Consider the following 21,201-nt stretch of genomic DNA (forward strand, 5'->3'; position numbering starts at 1 on the left):
ACGCGGCGTGTCACCATGACCAGGCCGGGACAGAGGGTGCCCTAGAATCGGGGCAACTCGATGTGCGCCTCCGCCCGAGATCCGTCCCACGATTGGTGTTCCGTGCTCGACTCTGCCGCCACGCTCGCTCCGGACTGGCTCGTCGTCCCCGAGGATCCGAACGATCTCGCGCCGGGTGTCTGGCCATCGTCGGCCACGCGCGACGAGGACGGCAGCCTCGTGCTCGCCGGAGCGCCGGCGCCCGAGCTCGCCCGCACCTACGGCACGCCGCTCCTCGTGCTCGACGAGGACGAGGTGCGTCGCCGCGCCCGGGCCTTCCGCGACGCTTTCGACCGCGCCGCGTCCGCGCACGGCACTACCGCGCAGGTGTACTACGCCGGCAAGGCGTTCCTGTGCACGACGGTCGCCCGTTGGGTCGTCGACGAGGGGCTCCGCGTCGATGTGTGCACCGGCGGTGAGCTCGAAGTCGCCCTCGCCGCGGGGGTCGCGCCGGCCTCACTGGGGTTCCACGGCAACAACAAGTCGGTCGCCGAGCTGGAGCGCGCGGTCGCTCTCGGCGTCGGCACGATCGTCGTCGACAGCGCGATCGAGATCGAGCGCCTCGCCGCCATCACGGCGCGTACGGACACCATGCAGCGCGTCATGGTCCGGGTCATCAGCGGCGTCCACGCCGAGACCCACGACTTCCTCGCCACGGCCCACGAGGATCAGAAGTTCGGCTTCCCGCTCGCCGAAGCCGAGGTCGCCGTGGCGCGCATCCGCGAGATCCCGGGGCTGGAGTTCGCCGGCCTGCACTGCCATATCGGCTCCCAGATCTTCGGCGTGGCCGGCTTCCGCGAGTCCGCGTCGCGCGTGCTCGAACTGCACGCCGCCCTCCTCGAGGACGGACCGGTGCCGCAGCTGAACCTCGGTGGCGGCTTCGGCATCGCCTACACCCGCGTCGACGACCCCACGCCGATCGACGAGCTGGCCGACGGCATCGTGGCGGCGGTCGCCGAGGGCTGCGCGGCGCGGGGCATCGCGGTGCCCGCGCTCTCGTTCGAGCCCGGGCGCGCGATCGTCGGCACGGCGGGTGTGACCCTCTACGAGGTCGGGACGACGAAGGACGTCACGGTCGCCTCGGGAGCGACCAGGCGTTACGTCAGCGTCGACGGCGGGATGAGCGACAACGCCCGCACGGCCCTCTACGGCGCCAGCTACTCCGCCCGCCTCGCCTCGCGGACGGGGACGGCCGAGCCTCAGCTGAGCCGAGTGGTCGGCAAACACTGCGAGTCCGGCGACATCGTCGTCGACCACGAGTACCTCCCCGGAGACGTGACACCGGGCGATCTGCTGGCCGTCCCGGCGACCGGCGCCTACTGCGCCTCGCTCGCGAGCAACTACAACCACGTCCCGCGGCCGCCGATCGTCGCAGTGCGCGAGGGGCGCGCGCGGGTGATCGTCCGCGGCGAGACCGTCCACGACCTGCTGGCCCGCGACGCGGGCATCGACGGGGCGCACGCCCCTGAGGGAGCACGATGACCCACCACCGAAGGAGCATCCATGACTGACTACAGACGACTTCGCGTGGCGCTGCTGGGCGCCGGAGCCGTCGGCTCCCAGGTGGCGGCCCTCCTGCTCCGCCACGGCGACGAGCTGGCCGACCGCGCGGGCGCCGCGCTGGACCTGGCGGGCATCGCGGTGCGCAACCTCGACGCGCCCCGCGACGTCGACCTCCCGAAGGAGCTCTTCACGACCGACGCCGAGTCGCTCATCCTCGGCGCCGACATCGTGATCGAGCTCATCGGCGGCATCGAGCCCGCCCGCACGAACATCCTCCAGGCGATCGGCTCCGGAGCCGACGTGGTCACGGCCAACAAGGCGCTGTTGGCCACCCACGGGCCGGAGCTGTTCGAGGCGGCCGATCGCGTCGGCGCCTCGGTGTACTACGAGGCGGCGGCCGCGGGTGCCATCCCGATCATCCGTCCGCTGCGCGACTCGCTCGCGGGTGACCGCGTCGTGCGGATCATGGGCATCGTCAACGGCACCACGAACTACATCCTCGACCGGATGGACACCGAGGGCGCCGACTTCGCCGACGTGCTGGCGGACGCGCAGCGCCTCGGATACGCGGAGGCCGACCCCACCGCGGACGTCGAAGGCTACGACGCCGCGCAGAAGGCCGCGATCCTCGCCAGCCTCGCCTTCCACACCGCGGTGCCGCTGGATGCGGTGCACCGCGAGGGGATCACCGCCATCACGGCGTCGATGATCGAGGAGGCCCGCGCGGCGGGCTTCGTGATCAAGCTGCTCGCCGTCTGCGAGCGCATCGAGGCCGACGGCGCCGAGTCCATCTCGGTGCGGGTCTACCCGGCTCTCGTGCCGGTCGCCCACCCTCTCGCCTCCGTGCACGGCGCCAACAACGCCGTCTTCGTCGAGGCCGAGGCGGCGGGCTCCCTCATGTTCTACGGTGCCGGCGCGGGCGGCATCCAGACGGCCTCGGCCGTGCTCGGCGACGTGGTCTCCGCCGCGCGTCGGCATATCGCCGGCGGCGTCGGCGTGGGCGAGTCGACCCGGGCGAACCTCCCCGTCGTGCCCATCGGCCACGTCACGACGCGGTACCAGATCACCCTCGAGGTCTCCGACGCCCCCGGCGTGCTGGCGACCGTCGCCGGGATCCTCAGCGACGGCGGGGTGTCCGTCGCGACCGTCGTGCAGACCGTCGAGGGGGAGGACGAGCCGACCGCGCGCCTCATCATCGGCACGCACCGCGCGACGGAGCAGGCCCTCAGCGACACGGTGGACGTGCTCGCGGGCAGCGACGTCGTCGCCCGTGTGGTGTCCGTCCTCCGGGTGGAAGGCGAGTGACCACGGTGACGGCCACGGCTCCCGCCCCCGAGGAGCACGGTGCGCGCGTGGGCCGCACGGTCGAGGTGACGGTGCCGGCGACGAGCGCCAACCTGGGCCCCGGCTTCGACACGCTCGGCCTGGCGCTCAGCATCTACGACCGTCTCGAGGTGACGGCGCTTCCCGCAGGGCAGCTCGAGATCGAGGTCTCCGGCTCCGGCGCCGAGGACATCCCGCAGGACGCGTCCAACCTCATCGTCCGGACGATCGCCCACGTGTTCGCCGACGTCGGCCGGTCGATGCCCGGTCTGCGCATCGTGGCCGAGAACGCCGTCCCGCACGGCCGCGGTCTCGGGTCCTCCGGTGCGGCCGTCGCCGCCGGCGTGCTCGCGGCGAAGGGGCTGCTGGCTGGCGACGTCGACATCTCCGACACCGATCTGCTGCGCCTGGCGACCGAGCTGGAGGGCCACCCGGATAACGTGGCGCCCGCACTGTTCGGCGGACTCACGATCGCGTGGATGGGGGAGCGGGGCCCGCAGCACAAGAAGCTCCTCGTGCACCGCGGCGTCTCCCCGCTCGTCCTCGTCCCGGCCTACACGATGTCCACCTCGCAGGCCCGTTCCCTGCAGCCGCCGCACGTCTCCACGGCCGACGCGGTGTTCAACGTGTCCCGGTCGGCATTGCTCATCGCGGCGCTGATGCAGAGCCCGGAGCTGCTGCTGGACGCGACCGCGGACCGGCTGCACCAGGATTACCGCGCCGGCGCCATGCCCGAGACGCAGCGCCTCGTGCAGGCGCTGCGCGCCGCGGGATTCGCGGCCGTCGTCTCCGGTGCCGGGCCCAGCGTGCTCGTGCTCGCCGACGGTCCCGGCAGTCGGCTGGATGCGGTGGAGGTGGCCAACAGGGTGACCGACACCCCGTGGGAGGCGCTCCTGCTCGCCGTCGACGTCCGTGGTGGTACAGTGGGGGATCGAGCGGAGGGCTCCACGTAGCATTCGTGAATCTGGCCCCATTGCATCTCTTGCAAGACCCGCACGCGAACCCCTGAGGCACAAGTGCCGAGGCTGGCTGACGCCGAGCGTCAGCCCGTGCGATCGTGCGCAGCACCCGTTGTGCGCGTTCACGCTCATTTCCCATGACCTATAAGGGAGTACTCGTGGAGAACCTCTCCGAGACCCAGAACGATCAGGCGGCTCCGACCGCCGACGCCCCCGTCGCCGAGCAGGCGACCGAGTCGGCTCCGGCCAAGAAGCGCGCGCCGCGCCGGGCGAACACCGCCACGGCTGCGGCCAAGGCGGCCAAGGCCGCGGAGGAGTCCGGTTCGGCGGAGGCCCCTGCGGCTGCCGGCGACTCCGCCGAGGCGGCGGAGGCGGCCCCGAAGGCGAAGGCTCCGCGTCGCACGCGGGCGAAGAAGGCGGACGCCGAGGCTCCGGCCGAGGCCGCACCGGCGGAAGCGGCACCGGCTGCCGAGACCACCGAGGCGCCCGCCGAGGCCCCCAAGTCCGCCCGCGGGCGTCGTACGAAGAAGGCGGACGCCGAGGCCCCGCAGGCGAAGACCGAGAAGGCCGAGGCCGCACCGGCCGACAGCACGGCGGAGACCGCCGAGGCGGGCGCTGCTCAGGGCGGCCGCGCCAAGAACGATGCGGCGAAGAGCGAGTCGAAGAACGACAGCGCTGCCGCGAAGAACGAGGCCGAGGCGGACGCTCCGGCGAAGGATGCATCCGGCGAGGCGGACAACGGCGAGGAGCAGGGCGGTCGGGGCCGCAACCGCAACCGCAACCGCAACCGTGGCCGTGGTCAGGGCGGCGGCCAGGAGCAGGCACAGAACGCGCCGGCCGACGACGACCAGTCGGGTAACGGCAACGGCCGCAACCGTCAGCGCAACAAGCGTCGCAGCGGCGGCCAGGTCGACGAGTTCGAGACGGAGATCACCGAGGACGACGTCCTCATCCCGATTGCCGGCATCCTCGACGTGCTCGACAACTACGCCTTCGTGCGCACGACCGGCTACCTCGCCGGCCCCAGCGACGTCTACGTCTCGCTCGGCCAGGTCAAGAAGTACAACCTCCGCAAGGGCGACGCCGTCGTCGGCTCCATCAAGCAGCCGCGCGAGGGCGAGCAGCAGGGCCGCCAGAAGTACAACGCGCTGGTCAAGGTCGACTCGATCAACGGCCTCTCCGTCGACGACGCGGCCACCCGCGTGGAGTTCGGCAAGCTCACCCCGCTCTACCCGCAGGAGCGTCTGCGCCTGGAGACGGCTCCGGAGAAGCTCACGCAGCGGATCATCGACCTCGTCGCGCCGATCGGCAAGGGCCAGCGCGGCCTCATCGTCGCGCCGCCGAAGGCCGGCAAGACGATCGTCCTGCAGCAGATCGCCAACGCGATCGCGCAGAACAACCCCGAGGTCCACCTCATGGTCGTGCTCGTCGACGAGCGCCCCGAAGAGGTCACCGACATGGAGCGCACCGTGAAGGGCGAGGTCATCGCCTCGACCTTCGACCGCCCCGCGGAAGACCACACGACGGTCGCCGAGCTCGCTATCGAGCGGGCCAAGCGCCTCGTCGAGCTGGGCCGCGACGTGGTCGTGCTCCTCGACTCGATCACCCGCCTCGGACGCGCGTACAACCTGGCCGCTCCGGCGTCGGGCCGCGTCCTCACCGGTGGCGTCGACGCGTCCGCGCTCTACCCGCCGAAGCGCTTCTTCGGTGCCGCCCGTAACATCGAGAACGGCGGATCCCTCACGATCCTCGCCACCGCGCTCGTCGAGACCGGCTCCAAGATGGACGAGGTCATCTTCGAGGAGTTCAAGGGCACCGGCAACAGCGAGCTGCGGCTGTCCCGTCAGCTCGCCGACAAGCGCATCTTCCCGGCGGTGGACGTCAACGCGTCCAGCACCCGCCGCGAGGAGATGCTGCTCTCGGCCGACGAGGTCAAGATCACCTGGAAGCTGCGCCGCGCTCTCGCCGGCCTCGACCCGCAGCAGGCCCTGGAGGTCGTGCTCGGCAAGCTCAAGGAGACCCACTCCAACGTGGAGTTCCTCGTGCAGATGCAGAAGTCGATCCCGACGCTGCCCTCGGGCGCCCACGGGCACGACAACAACATCCGCTGAGGTCCGACGTGTTCGAGTCCGTCCAGACTCTGATCGACGAGCATCGCCGGGTCCAGGAGGAGCTCTCCGACCCGGCGGTGCACGCCGACGCGGCGCGCGCCAAGCGCGTCAACCGTCGGTACGCCGAACTGTCGCGCATCGTCGCGGCGCACGAGGCGTGGACGGGGGCCGTCGACGATCTCGAGGCGGCGCGGGAACTGGCCCGTGAGGACGAAGCGTTCGCCGCGGAGATCCCCGCCCTCGAAGAGGGCGTGCAGGCGGCGCAGGAGCGTCTGCGGCGCCTTCTCATCCCGCGCGACCCGGACGACGCCCGCGACGTGATCATGGAGATCAAGGCGGGGGAGGGCGGCGCGGAGTCGGCCCTGTTCGCCGCGGATCTGCTGCGCATGTACGTGCAGTACGCCGCGTCGAAGGGGTGGAAGACCGAGCTGCTCGAGCGCAACGAGTCCGACCTCGGCGGCTACAAGGACGTGCAGGTCGCGATCAAGGGCTCGTCGTCCGACCCCGCGCAGGGCGTCTGGGCGCATCTGAAGTACGAGGGCGGCGTGCACCGCGTGCAGCGGGTTCCCGCGACGGAGTCGCAGGGGCGCATCCACACCTCGACGACCGGCGTGCTCGTGTTCCCCGAGGTGGACGAGCCCGAGGAGATCCAGATCGATCAGAACGATCTGAAGATCGACGTGTTCCGCTCATCGGGACCCGGCGGGCAGTCGGTGAACACCACCGACTCCGCTGTCCGCATCACGCACGTGCCCACCGGGATCGTCGTGTCGATGCAGAACGAGAAGTCGCAGCTGCAGAACCGCGAGGCGGCGATGCGGGTGCTCCGGGCCCGACTTCTCGCCAAGCAGCAGGAGGAGCTCGATGCGGCCGCCTCCGACGCGCGCAAGTCGCAGATCCGCGGCATGGACCGCTCGGAGCGCATCCGCACGTACAACTTCCCCGAGAACCGGATCGCGGATCACCGCACCGGGTTCAAGGCGTACAACCTCGATCAGGTCATGGACGGTGCGCTCGACCCCATCATCGAGAGCGCCATCGCCGCCGACGAGGAGGCGCGTCTCGCCGCCGTCGGCTCCGAGGGCTGAGCGGCCGCCGCGACGGCGTCAGGTGCGCGCGGCGTACCGGTGCTCGGGACGCCCGGTCGACCCGTACCGCAACCGCACCTCGACGATGGTCCGCGCGGCGAGAGCGGCGAGGTGCCGTTGCGCCGTGGCGCGGGAGATGCCGACCCGTTCGGCGACCTCCGCGGCGGAGGCCTCGTCGGCCCCGAGCGCCTCGAGCACGCGCTGCTCGGTTGCCGAACGCGACAGGGAGACCGGCTCGCCGCCCCCGTGCAGGATCGCCAGCGCGCGGTCCACCTCCTCCTGCGTGAGCGCACGATCGCCCGCGAGCAGATTGCGGTAGCGGGTGTATCGGTCGAGGAGCCCGGTGAGGGCACGGCGCTCGAAAGGCTTCACGAGGTAGCCGACGGCGCCGGTCCGCAGCGCCCGTCGTACCGTGGGGGCGTCGTCCGCGGCGGAGATGAGGATCGCGTCGACGCCGGCCTCGCGGACGAGCCCGATGCCGTCGCCGTCGGGGAGATAGACGTCGGCGAGCAGGAGATCGGGGCGTGTCGAGCGCACGAGGTCGCGTGCCTCGGCGCAGGACCGCGCGGTCCCGGTCACGGCGTACCCGGGGTGGTCGTCCACGATCGTCCGGTGCAGATCGGCCACCCGGAAGTCGTCGTCGAGGATGAGCGCGCGCAGCGGTTCGGTCATGGGTCCTCCTTCGGGACACGCGGAGCGGGGTCGACGGCATCCCCGAGGCGGGCGGCGAACACCGCGCCGTGGCCAGGACCGCCGGGGTCGATGATCCAGAGCTCGCCTCCGCTGCGGCGGGCGATCTCCGTCGCGAGCGGCAGACCGATGCCGTGCCCGTGCACCGGGTCGTCGCTTCCGTCCTCGACGGTGCTCGTCCGCGGGTCGGGCTCGCGCAGACCGTCGCCGGAGTCGGCCACGGTGACGATGAGCGCGTCACCGTCGCTCAGCACGGAGACGTCCACCCACCGCGGCTCCCGCGTGCCTGCGACGGCGGCCACGACCGCGTTGTCGACGAGGTTGCCGAGCACGCTCGCCACGTCCTCGGCCCGGCGGACGGTGCCGATCAGCTGGGTCTCGTCTCCGATCCGCAGGGCGACGCCCCGTTCGGCGGCCTCGACGCCCTTCGCTCCGAGGAAGGCGTGCAGGAACGGGTCGCGCACGAGGTCGAGTCCGGTGACGGGGAACGCCACCGGACCGCGGCTCACCAGCTCGTCGAGGAATGCCCTGGCGTCGTCGACACGACCGGCGTCGATGAGGCCCGCGGCCACATGAAGGCGGTTCGCGAACTCGTGGCGCTGGACACGCAGCGCGGAGGTCATCGTCCGGACGGCTTCCAGCCGCTCGGTCAGGGCGATGAGGTCGGTGCGGTCGCGCACGATCAGCACCTCGCCGAGCGCGCGCCCGTCGCGTCGCACCGCGCGCGACTCGAGGTACAGCATCCGGTCGCCGACGACGGCCTCCGCACGGTCGCGAGCCCCGGTGGCGGTATCCCGCACGACTGGCGGGAGCGGGAGCGCGTCCACGGTGTGGCCGACCGGATCGTGAAGCCCGAGGAGCCGGTCCGCCGCCGCATTGCTCACGCGCACGACGCCGTCCTGATCGACCGCGAGCACGCCGTCGCCGACGCCGTCGAGCACCGCCGTCTGATTCTGCACGAGGGCGACCAGCTCCTCGGGCTGCACGCCGATGGTCAACCGTTCCCAGCGGCGGCGCAGGAGGAGGAAGGTCAGGAGGGCGAGGGCGAGCGCGCCGGCGGCGGTGAGACCGAGAGCGGCGAGTAGGGGAGGCAGGTCGTCGAACACACCCGTGCGCTCGAACCCGACGCTGATCTCGCCGACCGGCGTGCCGGAGTCGTCGCGCACCGGCACCTTCGCGCGGGCGGACTCGCCGAGCGTGCCGGTCTGCCAGTCGACCACCTCGTGGCCCGCCAGCACCGCGGCGAAGGGGGTGCTCACCACCTCGCCGATCCGGGACGGGAGGGGATGAGCAAGACGGATGCCTTCATCGTCCGTGATGACGACGAACAGGGCCCCGGTGCGGGCCATGACGTCCGTGGCGATCTGCTGCAGGTCTCCGTCGCGCAGCGCCTCCGCGTCCGGCTCGTCGTCCGAGGCGGAGACGGCGGCGACCGCCGCCCGCACCTGCGCATCCTCGGCCAGGGTCCTCGCGATGCCGAGCGCGGTCGACTCCGCCTCGGCGCGCAACTGCTGAACCGCGAGGGCGAGGTACACGCCCGTGCACAGCGTCACGACCAGGGCGACGGCCGCGAGGTGGAGCAGCAGCGCGCGGGTCGCGAACCGGACCCGTCTCCGCGGGGCCATCGCCACCTCCTCCCATCGCGCAATATGCGCAGAAGTCACGGTACGCGCACAAGGCGCGGTTATGCGGCATACCGCGCTCCGCGTCCCCGGATTCCCTAGCCTCGTCAGGATCCGTCAGCGATGACGGAGCGACGACGAAGGAGTCACGCATGTTCCACGCATCGACCGCGCTGATCGCTGCCGCCGAGGAGGAGGCACCGACCTACGACGTGGCTTTCGTGCCGCCGGAGGGCGTGCTCGTCATCCTCGGCTTCACGATGGTCCTCGTGTTCATGACGCTGATCATGACCAAGCGCCTCACCCCGATGGTGGCCCTGATCCTGGTGCCGACCGCCTTCGGGCTCTTCGCGGGAGCGGGGCTCGGGCTCGGCGACATGATCCTCGACTCGATCGGCACCATGGCGCCCACGGCGGCGCTGCTGATGTTCGCGATCATGTTCTTCGGCATCATGATCGACGTCGGACTCTTCGACCCTCTCATCCGGCTGATCACGCGGGTGCTCGGTGACGACCCCGCAAAGGTGGTGCTCGGGACGGCGATCCTCGCGGGCGCGGTGTCCCTCGACGGCGACGGCTCGACGACGTTCATCATCACGACCTCCGCGATGCTGCCCATCTACCTGCGCCTCGGCATGAGCCCCGTCGTCCTCACCTGCGTCGCCGGACTCATGAACGGCACGCTCAACATCGTCCCGTGGGGCGGCCCGACCGTGCGCGCCGCGACCGCGCTCGGTGTGCAGCCGACGGAGATCTTCGTGCCGATGCTCCCCGCTCTGGGCGCAGGCATCGTCGTGACGCTCGGCTTCGCCTGGCTCCTCGGCCTGGGGGAGCGGCGGCGCCTGGGACGGATCGACGCGGACGGCCGGCTCACCGGAGCCGACGGCGGCGTCCTCTCCTCGGTGCCCCGGATCTTCCGCGGCGCCGAGCTCAAGCCGGGCGCGCGCGCCTCGCTGCGCACCGGCAATCTCGTCGTCGTCGCCGGCGGACACGCTCCGGTCGCCGCCGGGAGCGTCGACCCCGCGGACACGGCGATGGCCGACACCATGCTGGACCCGGCCCGGCCGACCCTGCGTCCGCGGCTGATCTGGTTCAACCTCCTCCTGACCGTCGCGGTCATGGTGCTCCTGGTGATCGACATCCTGCCGTTGCCCTACGTGTTCATGGTCGGCGCGGGCATCGCCCTCGTCGTCAACTTCCGCGGCATCAAGGAGCAGGCGGCCGAGATCGTCGCGCACGCCCCGAGCATCGTCGGCGTCGTGTCGATGGTCATCGCGGCCGGAGTCCTCGTGGGAGTCCTCTCCGGCACCGGCATGGTCGACGCCATGGCGACCTGGATCACGAACGTGCTTCCGCCCGCGCTCGGCCCCTTCCTCGCTCCGATCACGGGCGTGCTGTCGATCCCGTTCACGTTCTTCATGTCGAACGACGCCTTCTACTTCGGGATCCTCCCGGTGCTCGCCCAGAGTGCCGCGAACTTCGGCATCGACCCCGTCGAGATGGCCAGGGCCTCGATCACCGGACAGCCGGTGCACCTGCAGAGCCCGCTCGTGCCCGCGATCCTGCTGCTCGTCTCCCTCGCCGGGGTGAACCTCGGAGACCACCACCGCAAGGTGCTGTGGCGCGCGGTCATCGTGTCACTCGTGATGCTGGGGATCGGCATCCTGGTCGGCGCCGTCCCGTTCTTCGTCGCGCAGTGACGAAGAACGCCGGTCGCCGGGCGGCGCGTCAGATGGAGTAGTCCGGGGCGGTCAGCAGGGCTCTGGTGTCCTCACCGGCGCTCCGCTGGCGCGGCTTCGCCGGCACGCCCACGAGCACGCTGTCGGCGGGTGCGTCCTTCGTGACCACGGCGTTGGCACCCACCACCGAGCGGGCGCCGACCGTGACGGGGCCGAGGATCTTCGCCCCCGCGCCCACGGCGACGCCGTCCTGCAGGGTGGGGTGCCGCTTGCCGACGTCCCGTGTCCGACCGCCGAGGGTCACACCGTGGTACATGAGCACGTCATCGCCGATCTCCGCGGTCTCGCCGATCACGACGCCCATGCCGTGGTCGATGAAGAAGCGCCGGCCGATCCGGGCTCCCGGGTGGATCTCGACGCCGGTCAGCCAGCGGGACACCTGTGACCCGGCACGGGCGAGGAGTCGGAAGCGTCGCCGCCACAGCGCGTGGGAGACGCGGTGCGCCCAGACAGCATGCAGGCCGGGGTAGAGCAGAGCCACCTCGATCGCGCTGCGCGCGGCCGGATCGCGGAGGCGCGCGGCGGCGATGTCCTCGCGCATTCGCCCGATCATGCCCATCGACGACCTCAGTCCTCGCGAAGATCCTCGAACAGGGCGGTGGAGAGGTACCGCTCGCCGGTGTCCGGGATGATCACGACGATGGTCTTGCCGGCGTTCTCCGGGCGCGCGGCGACGGTCAGCGCGGCCGAGACGGCGGCGCCGGAGGACATGCCGACCAGCAGTCCCTCCTTCGCGGCGAGCTCTCGGGCCACGCGCAGGGAGTCCTCGAACTCCGCCGTGATGATCTCGTCGAGCACGTCACGGTCGAGCACATCGGGCACGAAGTTCGGGCCGATGCCCTGGATCTTGTGCGGTCCGGGGTGCCCCTCGGTCAGGACGGGGGAGTCCTTGGGCTCCACGGCGATGACCTGGACCTCGGGCTTCGCCGCCTTCAGCGCCTGCCCGGTGCCCGTGACGGTGCCGCCCGTGCCGACGCCGGCGATGAAGATGTCGACTGCGCCGTCGGTGTCCCGGAGGATCTCCTGCGCCGTGGTCTCGCGGTGGATCTGCGGGTTCGCCGCGTTCTCGAACTGGCGGATCCAGACGGCGCCGGGGGTCTCGTCGACGATCCGCTTGACCTCCTCGATGGCCCCCTTCATGCCCTTGGTGGGGTCGGTGAGGACGATCTCCGCGCCGAAGGCCTTGAGCAGCACACGGCGCTCCTTCGACATCGAGGCGGGCATGGTGAGGATGACGCGGTAGCCGCGGGCGGCGCCGACCATGGCGAGGGCGATACCGGTGTTGCCGCTCGTCGACTCCACGATGGTGCCGCCGGGGGAGAGCTCGCCGGCGGCCTCGGCCGCGTTGATCATGGCGATGCCGATGCGGTCCTTCACGCTCGACGCCGGGTTGTAGTACTCGAGCTTCGCGAGCACGGTGGCGCCGAGGCCCTCGGTCACGCGGTTGAGGCGGACGAGCGGGGTGTTCCCGAAAGCGGTGGTGATGTCGGGGTGGATGCCGGACATGGGGGAGCCTTCCTGTGCGGGTGCGCTGCCGCTCCAGCCTAGGCGAGCGCGATGGGGCACGGGGCATTGTGACGGCTGCGCACTCTACGCTGGAGCCATGCCCGACCTCTCCCTCGCCGCCGCCGTGCGCGCCGCCGCGCAGCGTCTCGCCGACGCCGGCGTGCCCGACCCCCTCGTCGACGCGGAGCTGCTCGCCGGGCACGTCCGGGGACAGCGCCGGGGAGAGGTGCAGGCGGCGGTGATCCGCGGTGACCGGCTCGACGATGACGACGCGGCGGCGCTGGACGCCCTCGTCGCCCGCCGCGCGCGCAGGGAGCCGCTGCAGCATCTCACGGGAACGGCACCGTTCCGGCACCTGGAGCTCGCGGTCGGTCCCGGCGTCTTCGTCCCGCGTCCCGAGACGGAGACGGTGGTGCAGTATGCGATCGACGCTCTGCTGGGATCGGGCGATCCTTCCCCGATCGGCGTCGATCTCGGCACCGGGAGCGGTGCGATCGCGCTCGCGATGGCGACCGAGGTGCCGCATGCGCGGGTCTACGCCGCAGAACTCTCTCCGGAGGCGCACGCCTGGGCCCGCCGCAACGTCGAGGGCGTCGAGAACCTCACGCTCGTGCTGTCGGACCTCGCGGAGGCGTTCCCGGAACTGGACGGTACGGCAGCAGTCGTCATCTCGAACCCGCCCTACGTGCCGGCACAGGCGATCCCCCGTGACCCCGAGGTCCGGCTGTTCGACCCCGCCCTCGCGCTCTACGGCGGAGAGGACGGGCTCGATGTCGTCCGGGTGCTCAGCACCAGGGCTCTGCGCCTGCTGAGATCCGGCGGAACCCTCGTGATCGAGCACGGAGAACTGCAGGGCGCTCCGATCCGGGAGCTGCTCGCGGCGGACGGCTGGCGGGCCGCGGCCACCCATCGCGATCTGACGCTGCGCGATCGCGCCACCACCGCCGTGCGTCCCTGATCAGCAGTCGTCGAGCTCGTCCCGAACCCGCCCCGCGTAGAATCGAACCGTCATGTCCCCCATCTTCGACTGCAGCGACGAGGCGCAGCTGCTCGCCGGAATGCGCAATGCGCGTCAGGCGATCGGCCGCGGCGACCTCATCGTCATCCCCACCGACACCGTCTACGGCGTCGCCGCCGACGCCTTCTCGCCGCCCGCGGTGCAGCGTCTCCTGGATGCCAAGGGTCGCGGCCGCAATCAGCCGCCGCCCGTGCTCGTCGGCACGAAGGAGACGCTGACGGCCCTCGCGGAGGCTGTTCCGGAGCCCGTCCAGCGTCTCGTCGACGCGTTCTGGCCCGGGGGACTCACGATCGTGCTGCCGGCGCAGCCCTCGCTGGTGTGGGATCTGGGGGAGACCCAGGGCACGGTCGCCGTCCGCATGCCCGAGGGCCGGGTGGTGCTCGAGCTGTTGGCCGAGACCGGACCGCTCGCGGTGTCCAGCGCCAACCTCACCGGCAAGGCGGCGGCGATCTCCGCGCTCGACGCGGAGAAGATGCTGGGCGACAGCGTCGCGGTGTACCTGGACGACGGCATGAGCAGGAACGGCGTCGCCTCCACGATCGTCGACGCGACCTCTCTCGTGCGCCGCGGCCCCGATACCGAGGAGGGCGTCGTCCGGATCCTGCGGGACGGCGTCGTGACCAGGGAGCAGCTGCGCGAGGTCCTGGGCGACCTGCTCGAGCCGGAGCCGCAGGACGGGGATTCGTGAAGCAGTACCTCTTCACGATCATCGTCACCGCCGCGATCACCTTCGTGCTGACGTGGGCGGTGTGGCGGTTGAGCCTGCGCTTCAAGCTGTATCCCGGCATCCGCGAGCGCGACGTGCACACCACGCCGACGCCCCGCCTCGGCGGCGTCGCGATCTTCCTCGGCATCGTGGCCGCCTTCGCGGTCTCGGCAGCCAACCCCTTCTTCCAGAGCATCTGGACGCCCCCGCAGACCATGTGGTCCATCCTCGCCGCCGCGCTCCTCATCGCCGTGATCGGGGTGATGGACGATCTCTGGGACATCGACTGGATGATCAAGCTCGGCGCGCAGTTCCTCGCCGCAGGCATCATCACGGTCGGCGGCGGTCTGCAGATCCTCTCCCTGCCGTTCGGCGACCTCATCGTGGTGTCGAGCTGGCTGAGCATCACGATCACGATGTTCGCGATCGTGATCGTCATGAACGCCGTGAACTTCATCGACGGGCTGGACGGCCTCGTCGCCGGCGTCTGCCTGATCTCCAACGGGGTCTTCTTCGCCTATTCGTACATCTTCACGCGCGACTCCGGCGCGTCGAGCTACTTCAACCTCTCCACCTTCCTCGCTGCGGTCCTCATCGGCGCGTGCCTCGGATTCCTGCCGTTGAACTGGAGTCCGGCGAAGCTCTTCATGGGCGACTCGGGTGCGCTCGTGATCGGTCTGCTCATGGCGACCTCGGCCATCGCGATCACCGGGCAGATGGATCCGTCCGCCCTGGATCCGGAGCGCCTCGGGCGCTCGCAGCTCATCGGCGCCTTCCTGCCCATCCTGCTTCCGCTGCTCGTCGTGCTCCTGCCGCTGCTCGACTTCGGGCTCGCCGTGCTGCGTCGGATGAGCGCAGGCCGCTCGCCGTTCTCCCCGGACCGGAAGCACCTGCACCACCGGATGCTCGACCTCGGGCACCGCGACCGCGATGCGGTCCTCATCTTCTACGCCTGGACGGCCGTCATCTCCCTCGCCGTCCTCCTGATGTACGTCGGCGCCCGTGAGGACTGGCCCGGCCAGTACCTCCCCGGGGTCGCCTTCGGGGTCGTCGGCATCGCCGCGTGCCTCGTCATCACCCTGAGCCCCACCCGCCGACGCAAGACCGCCGCGGGCGCTGCGCCCGACCCGATCCCCCTGGAGCCCCGATGAGTCCCAGCCCCGTTTCCAGCACCCCGATCCTGCGTCGCACGCTCGTCTGGTCGGCGGTGGCAACCGTCGTGCTGGCTCTCGTCGCCGGCGGAATCGGCTTCGCGGTCGCGCAGGGGGAGGGGCTCGCGAGCGGCCTTCTCGGCGTGCTCCTGGCCGCGCTGTTCCTCGGCATCACCGGGCTGAGCATCCTGATCGCCAACCGGTGGTATGGCGACCCGCTCTACGTGCAGCTCTTCTTCGCGATCGTCCTCGGCGGCTGGCTGCTGAAGCTCGGGGTCTTCGTCGTCGTGATGATCCTGCTCGCCGGACAGCCGTGGATCGAGCCGATGGTGTTCTTCCTGTCGATCGTCGCCGGGGTGCTGATGTCCCTCATCATCGATGTCGTCGTCCTCACCCAGATGCGGCTGCCGAACGTCAGCGACACCACGCTGCCCACCGAAGTACCGGAGGACCGCGCCCCGGGAGCGGTGAACGATGCTCCGGACGGCCCGGCGGACGCCGCCCCGCGGTCTTAGGGCACCCTTGGATTCTGATAGTGTTGAGGAGTGCCCGCCGCTCGCCCGCGAGCGCTTGCGCTGTGTAGCACACCGACCATCGTCGCCCCGGTTCTGACCGGTGCCCCGAAGCTGGAGCCCGCGCTGTTTAATCTTGCTGCGACCCTGACCCCCCGACTCGCGTCCTCTGATGGCGAGTTCCACGGCCCTTCGATCGATGAGTTCTTCCCGGAGATCCTCTTCCACGTCGGACCCATCCCGGTCAACCGGATCCACCTGATCCAGTTGCTCTCGGTGATCGCCGTCGTCCTGATCCTCTGGCTCGGCACCCGCCGCATGAAGGTCGTGCCCGGCCGGTTCCAGAGCCTCGTCGAGATGGGCCTCGGCTTCGTCCGCGGCGGCATCGCCCACGACCTGCTGGGCCGCAAGGACGGCGACCGCTTCCTGCCGATCCTCACCACGATCTTCTTCATGGTGCTGTTCATGAACATCACGGGCATCATCCCGTTCCTGAACATGCCGGGAACGGCGATCATCGCGGTGCCGCTCACGCTCGCCGTGGTCAGCTACGTCACGTTCATCTACGCCGGTATCAAGAAGAGCCCGAAGAACTTCTTCAAGAACGCGCTCTTCCCGTCGGGCGTGCCGTGGCCGGTCTACTTCATCGTCACGCCGATCGAGCTCATCTCGACGTTCATCATCCGCCCGGTGACCCTCACCCTGCGACTGCTGATGAACCTCGTCGTCGGCCACATGATCCTGGTCCTCTGCTTCGCGGCGACCCAGTTCTTCTTCTTCACCGCGGGTGGCGGCTGGGCTGCCCTCGGTATCGGAACCCTCGCCTTCGGCGGCGCCTTCACTCTCTTCGAGATCCTGGTCGCCGTCCTGCAGGCCTACGTCTTCACCGTCCTCACCGCGGTCTACATCCAGCTCGCGGTCGCAGAAGAGCACTGAGCGGGCGGGCAACAGCCCACCCACCCAACGAAAGGAAAAACCCGTGGACGCAACTACGGTTCTCGCTGAAATCAACGGCCACCTCGCGGCGGTCGGCTACGGCCTCGCGGCCATCGGCCCGGCCATCGGTGTGGGCATCGTGGTCGGCAAGACCATCGAGGGCGTCGCCCGTCAGCCCGAGCTGGCCGGTCGCCTGCAGGTCCTCATGTGGATCGGTATCGCCTTCACCGAGGCGCTTGCGTTCGTCGGCATCGCCGTCGGATTCATCCCCTTCCCGTAATCCCCACCGACTTCTGAAGGAGACAGGATGCTGAACGCTCTTGTCACGAACCTCGCGGCTGAGGGTGAGGCGGCGAACAACCCGCTGATCCCCGCGTGGTACGACATCATCTGGTCGGGCTTCTGGTTCCTCATCATCCTCGCCGTCGTGTGGAAGGTCGCCCTTCCCCGTCTGACGAAGATGCTCGACGAGCGGTCCGCCGCCATCGAGGGCAACATTGCCAAGGCCGATGAGGCGCAGAAGCAGGCGGAAGCGGCTCTCGAGGAGTACACCCGGCAGCTCGCCGAGGCACGCACCGAGGCCGGTGAGATCCGTGAGGCCGCCCGTGAGGACGGCAAGAAGATCATCGCCGAGGCGAAGGAGACCGCAGCCAGCGAGGCCGCGCGTCTGACCGCCACCGCGCACACGCAGATCGAGGCCGAGCGCCAGACGGCTCTCGTCTCCCTGCGCAGCGAGGTCGGCTCGCTCGCTCTCGACCTCGCCGGCGGCGTGGTCGGCGAGACGCTCTCCGACGACGCTCGCGCGGCCGCCGTGGTCGACCGCTTCCTCGCCGATCTCGAAGCATCCGACCTTCGACAGGCTCAGGTACCGGGCGGGCAGTCGTAATGGGCAGCGCGACCGCTCAGGCACTCGCGGCATCCACTCAGACGCTTGCCGCAGCGAAGGACATCACCCTCGAGACCGCGCGCGAGCTGTTCGCGGCCGCGCGGGCCGTGGGCGAATCGTCTCAGCTGAGCGGCGCGCTGGCTGACCCCTCGGCTCCGGCCACGGCGCGGCAGAACGTCGTGTCCGCCGTGTTCGGGCAGTACGGCTCCGCGACGCAGGGCATCCTGCGCACCGCGGTCGCCGAGCGCTGGTCGAACGCGTCCGAGCTGATCGACGGCCTCGAAGAGCTCGCGATCCGGGCGGCGACCAGCGCCGAGCCCGGCGCGGACATCGAGGGAGAGCTCTTCGGCTTCTCGCGCGTGATCGCGGCGAACCCGGAGCTCGAACTCGCTCTCGGCAGCCGGCTCGGGGGAGAGGACGCGAAGGCCACCCTGGTCGAGCGTCTCCTCGCCGACGCCTCCGCCAGCGCTCCGACGGCCCTCATCGTCACGTCCCTCGTGCGTCAGCCGCGCGAGCGCCGGGTGCGGCAGCTGCTGAGCCGGGCGATGCGCATCGTCTCGAGCCAGCGCGGCCGCCTCGTGGCCACGGTGCACACCGCGACCGAGCTCAGCGACGCCCAGCGCACGCGACTCGGCCAGACGCTCTCGCAGCGATACGGCGGCCAGGTGTCCCTCAACGTCGTCATCGACCCCACCGTCGTCGGAGGCCTGCGCGTGCAGATCGCCGATGACGTCATCGACGGCAGCATCTCCGCACGACTCGCCGACCTTCGCCAGAAGCTCGCGGGCTAACACGACTTCGCGCGGGGAACCGCGCACCCAGATACAAAGGGAAGACAATGGCAGAACTATCGATCAGCCCCGACGTCATCCGTGACGCGCTGAAGGATTTCGCCGCCGCGTACGAGCCCACCGGGGCCGCGGCGACCGAGGTCGGCACCGTCATCGACGCCGCCGACGGCATCGCTCACGTCGAGGGACTTCCCGGCGTCATGGCGAACGAGCTCGTGACCTTCGCCGACGGCACCAAGGGTCTCGCGCTGAACCTCGACGAGCACGAGATCGGCGTCGTCGTCCTCGGCGACTTCACCGGCATCGAGGCCGGTCAGGAAGTCACCCGCACGGGTGAGGTCCTCTCCGTCCCGGTCGGTGACGGCTACCTCGGCCGCGTCGTCGACCCGCTCGGCAACCCGATCGACGGCCTCGGCGCGATCGCGACCGAGGGTGTCCGCGAGCTGGAGCTCCAGGCCCCGGGCGTCATGCAGCGCAAGTCGGTCCACGAGCCCATGCAGACCGGCATCAAGGCCATCGACGCGATGATCCCGGTCGGCCGCGGCCAGCGCCAGCTCATCATCGGCGACCGCCAGACCGGCAAGACGGCCATCGCGATCGACACGATCATCAACCAGAAGGCCAACTGGGAGTCCGGCGACGTCAACAAGCAGGTCCGCTGCATCTACGTCGCCATCGGTCAGAAGGGCTCGACCATCGCTTCGGTGAAGGGCGCGCTCGAGGAGGCCGGCGCTCTGGAGTACACCACCATCGTGGCGGCTCCGGCGTCCGACCCCGCCGGCTTCAAGTACCTCGCTCCGTACACCGGTTCGGCCATCGGCCAGCACTGGATGTACGGCGGCAAGCACGTCCTGATCATCTTCGACGACCTGTCGAAGCAGGCCGAGGCCTACCGTGCCGTCTCCCTGCTGCTCCGCCGCCCGCCGGGCCGCGAGGCCTACCCTGGTGACGTCTTCTACCTGCACTCGCGTCTGCTCGAGCGGTGCGCGAAGCTGTCCGACGAGCTCGGTGCCGGCTCGATGACGGGTCTCCCGATCATCGAGACCAAGGCGAACGACGTCTCGGCGTACATCCCGACCAACGTGATCTCGATCACCGACGGCCAGATCTTCCTCCAGTCCGACCTCTTCAACGCCAACCAGCGTCCCGCGGTCGACGTGGGTATCTCGGTGTCGCGTGTCGGTGGTGACGCCCAGGTGAAGTCGATCAAGAAGGTCTCCGGAACGTTGAAGCTGGAGCTGGCGCAGTACCGCTCGCTCGAGGCGTTCGCGATGTTCGCCTCGGACCTCGACGCCGCGTCGCGCCGTCAGCTCTCGCGCGGTGCCCGTCTGACCGAGCTGCTCAAGCAGCCGCAGTACTCGCCGTACCCGGTGGAGGAGCAGGTCGTCTCGATCTGGGCCGGCACCAACGGCAAGCTCGACTCGATCGAGGTCGAGGACGTGCTCCGCTTCGAGCGCGAGCTGCTCGACTACCTGCGTCGCAACACCAAGGTGCTCGACACGCTTCGGGAGACGAACGTGCTGGACGACGCCACCGTCGCCGAGCTCGACAAGCAGACCGACAACTTCCTCCTGGAGTTCCAGGGCGGCAAGGGCCACGCCATCGGTGCCCCTGGTCACGAGGAGCACGCTGCGGCCGAGGCCGAGGACGTCAACCAGGAGAAGATCGTCAAGGGTCGTCGCGCGTAATCGCGTGAGGTACTGATTCATGGGCGCTCAACTCAGGGTCTACAAGCAGAAGATCTCTTCTGCTCAGACGACCAAGAAGATCACGAAGGCGATGGAACTCATCGCGGCTTCGCGCATCCAGAAGGCGATGGCACGCGTCAAGGCGTCCACCCCCTTCGCGCGGGCCGTGACGAGGGCCGTGTCCGCCGTCGCGACGCACTCGAACGTCGACCACCCGCTCACCCGCGAGCCCGAGACGATCCGCCGCTCCGCGGTCGTGATCTTCTCGTCGGACCGCGGCCTCGCCGGAGCCTTCAACTCGCAGATCCTCCGTGAGGGTCTCGAGGTCGCGGAGCTCCTGCGCGAGCAGGGCAAGGAGCCGGTGTTCTACCTCGTGGGCCGCAAGGCCGTCGGGTACTTCCAGTTCCGTCGTATCGAGGCCGCTGCAGAGTGGACCGGCGACACCGACACCCCCTCGTTCCACACGGCGGAGGAGATCTCGCAGACGCTTCTCGAGGCCTTCAACCGTGGGGGAGAGGACGGCGGCGTCGACGAGATCCACCTCGTGTACAACCGCTTCGTCAGCATGATGACGCAGTCGCCGGAGTCCGTGCGCCTGCTGCCGCTGGAGATCGCGGAGGCCGACGACTCGGAGGCGGGCAGCACCGTCTACCCGCTGTACGAGTTCGAGCCCGACGCCGAGACGGTGCTCGACGCGATCCTGCCGGTGTACATCCAGAGCCGCGTCTTCAACGCCCTCCTGCAGTCGTCCGCCGCCAAGCAGGCCGCGACGCAGAAGGCGATGAAGTCGGCCAGCGACAACGCCGACAAGCTCATCACCGACTACACCCGCCTGCGCAACAACGCGCGTCAGGCCGAGATCACCCAGCAGATCGCCGAGATCGTCGGTGGCGCCGACGCTCTCGCATCGAGCTGACAGACCCTCAGGAAAGA

General features: G+C 70.2%; 20 protein-coding genes. 16 read left to right on the plus strand and 4 right to left on the minus strand.

Going from position 1 to position 21,201, the window contains the following annotated elements; genetic code table 11:
* The first annotated feature begins 102 nt into the window (after positions 1-102).
* From lysA to prfA, 5 genes are all read left to right on the plus strand, one after another.
* Entirely contained in the window at positions 103-1,521 is a 1,419-nt protein-coding gene (lysA, locus tag KVS71_RS09960) for a diaminopimelate decarboxylase (protein WP_368874660.1), read from the plus strand.
* 21 nt (positions 1,522-1,542) lie between these two features.
* A complete protein-coding gene (locus tag KVS71_RS09965) occupies positions 1,543-2,847 on the plus strand; it encodes a homoserine dehydrogenase (RefSeq protein ID WP_105949605.1) in 1,305 nt (434 codons plus the stop codon).
* A gap of 5 nt (positions 2,848-2,852) precedes the next feature.
* Positions 2,853-3,818, plus strand: coding sequence for a homoserine kinase (gene thrB / locus KVS71_RS09970; RefSeq protein WP_234024239.1), 966 nt, complete (start codon positions 2,853-2,855; stop codon positions 3,816-3,818).
* A 143-nt stretch (positions 3,819-3,961) separates the two neighbouring features.
* Complete coding sequence (rho, locus tag KVS71_RS09975; protein WP_144880927.1) at positions 3,962-5,935, plus strand: transcription termination factor Rho; 1,974 nt, start codon at positions 3,962-3,964, stop codon at positions 5,933-5,935.
* An 8-nt stretch (positions 5,936-5,943) separates the two neighbouring features.
* Entirely contained in the window at positions 5,944-7,023 is a 1,080-nt protein-coding gene (gene prfA, locus KVS71_RS09980) for a peptide chain release factor 1 (protein ID WP_071328361.1), read from the plus strand.
* 18 nt (positions 7,024-7,041) lie between these two features.
* Here prfA and KVS71_RS09985 read toward each other — a convergent pair whose 3' ends face one another.
* Both KVS71_RS09985 and KVS71_RS09990 read right to left on the minus strand, forming a co-directional pair.
* Positions 7,042-7,695, minus strand: a complete 654-nt coding sequence (locus KVS71_RS09985; protein WP_217584456.1) for a response regulator — start codon at positions 7,693-7,695, stop codon at positions 7,042-7,044.
* The gene (locus KVS71_RS09990) at positions 7,692-9,338 is read right to left on the minus strand and encodes an ATP-binding protein (protein WP_217584457.1); all 1,647 of its coding nucleotides are present in this window, start codon (positions 9,336-9,338) and stop codon (positions 7,692-7,694) included. Before KVS71_RS09990 ends, KVS71_RS09985 begins: the two co-directional genes overlap by 4 nt.
* A gap of 149 nt (positions 9,339-9,487) precedes the next feature.
* Between KVS71_RS09990 and KVS71_RS09995 the strand changes: the two genes are divergently transcribed.
* Positions 9,488-11,035 carry a CitMHS family transporter gene (locus KVS71_RS09995; protein WP_060922513.1) on the plus strand — a complete coding sequence of 516 codons (1,548 nt, stop codon included), beginning with the start codon at positions 9,488-9,490 and terminating at the stop codon, positions 11,033-11,035.
* A 28-nt stretch (positions 11,036-11,063) separates the two neighbouring features.
* Here KVS71_RS09995 and epsC read toward each other — a convergent pair whose 3' ends face one another.
* Positions 11,064-11,633, minus strand: a complete 570-nt coding sequence (gene epsC, locus KVS71_RS10000) for a serine O-acetyltransferase EpsC (protein WP_060922512.1) — start codon at positions 11,631-11,633, stop codon at positions 11,064-11,066.
* An 8-nt stretch (positions 11,634-11,641) separates the two neighbouring features.
* The gene (gene cysK / locus KVS71_RS10005; RefSeq protein WP_144880930.1) at positions 11,642-12,580 is read right to left on the minus strand and encodes a cysteine synthase A; all 939 of its coding nucleotides are present in this window, start codon (positions 12,578-12,580) and stop codon (positions 11,642-11,644) included.
* A gap of 97 nt (positions 12,581-12,677) precedes the next feature.
* Here cysK and prmC point away from each other — a divergent pair, with 97 nt between their 5' ends.
* From prmC to KVS71_RS10055, 10 genes are all read left to right on the plus strand, one after another.
* The gene (gene prmC, locus KVS71_RS10010; RefSeq protein ID WP_060922510.1) at positions 12,678-13,538 is read left to right on the plus strand and encodes a peptide chain release factor N(5)-glutamine methyltransferase; all 861 of its coding nucleotides are present in this window, start codon (positions 12,678-12,680) and stop codon (positions 13,536-13,538) included.
* 52 nt (positions 13,539-13,590) lie between these two features.
* Positions 13,591-14,286 (plus strand): L-threonylcarbamoyladenylate synthase, encoded by a 696-nt coding sequence (locus tag KVS71_RS10015; protein ID WP_105949611.1) that lies wholly within the window; start codon positions 13,591-13,593, stop codon positions 14,284-14,286.
* Positions 14,283-15,455 (plus strand): MraY family glycosyltransferase, encoded by a 1,173-nt coding sequence (locus KVS71_RS10020; RefSeq protein ID WP_071328370.1) that lies wholly within the window; start codon positions 14,283-14,285, stop codon positions 15,453-15,455. Before KVS71_RS10015 ends, KVS71_RS10020 begins: the two co-directional genes overlap by 4 nt.
* Positions 15,452-15,970, plus strand: coding sequence for a hypothetical protein (locus KVS71_RS10025; protein WP_217584458.1), 519 nt, complete (start codon positions 15,452-15,454; stop codon positions 15,968-15,970). Before KVS71_RS10020 ends, KVS71_RS10025 begins: the two co-directional genes overlap by 4 nt.
* A gap of 144 nt (positions 15,971-16,114) precedes the next feature.
* Positions 16,115-16,903 carry a F0F1 ATP synthase subunit A gene (gene atpB / locus KVS71_RS10030; RefSeq protein ID WP_036292497.1) on the plus strand — a complete coding sequence of 263 codons (789 nt, stop codon included), beginning with the start codon at positions 16,115-16,117 and terminating at the stop codon, positions 16,901-16,903.
* A 43-nt stretch (positions 16,904-16,946) separates the two neighbouring features.
* Positions 16,947-17,183, plus strand: a complete 237-nt coding sequence (atpE, locus tag KVS71_RS10035) for an ATP synthase F0 subunit C (protein ID WP_025103147.1) — start codon at positions 16,947-16,949, stop codon at positions 17,181-17,183.
* A gap of 27 nt (positions 17,184-17,210) precedes the next feature.
* The gene (locus KVS71_RS10040; protein WP_060922506.1) at positions 17,211-17,789 is read left to right on the plus strand and encodes a F0F1 ATP synthase subunit B; all 579 of its coding nucleotides are present in this window, start codon (positions 17,211-17,213) and stop codon (positions 17,787-17,789) included.
* The gene (locus KVS71_RS10045; protein WP_060922505.1) at positions 17,789-18,580 is read left to right on the plus strand and encodes a F0F1 ATP synthase subunit delta; all 792 of its coding nucleotides are present in this window, start codon (positions 17,789-17,791) and stop codon (positions 18,578-18,580) included. The genes KVS71_RS10040 and KVS71_RS10045 overlap by 1 nt, the downstream gene beginning before the upstream one ends.
* A 47-nt stretch (positions 18,581-18,627) precedes the next feature.
* Positions 18,628-20,268, plus strand: coding sequence for a F0F1 ATP synthase subunit alpha (gene atpA, locus KVS71_RS10050; RefSeq protein WP_062634989.1), 1,641 nt, complete (start codon positions 18,628-18,630; stop codon positions 20,266-20,268).
* 19 nt (positions 20,269-20,287) lie between these two features.
* Positions 20,288-21,184, plus strand: coding sequence for a F0F1 ATP synthase subunit gamma (locus KVS71_RS10055; protein WP_025103151.1), 897 nt, complete (start codon positions 20,288-20,290; stop codon positions 21,182-21,184).
* The last annotated feature ends 17 nt before the right edge of the window (positions 21,185-21,201 follow it).

This window comes from Microbacterium sp. GbtcB4, assembly GCF_019091465.1.
Taxonomy (GTDB): domain Bacteria; phylum Actinomycetota; class Actinomycetes; order Actinomycetales; family Microbacteriaceae; genus Microbacterium; species Microbacterium paraoxydans.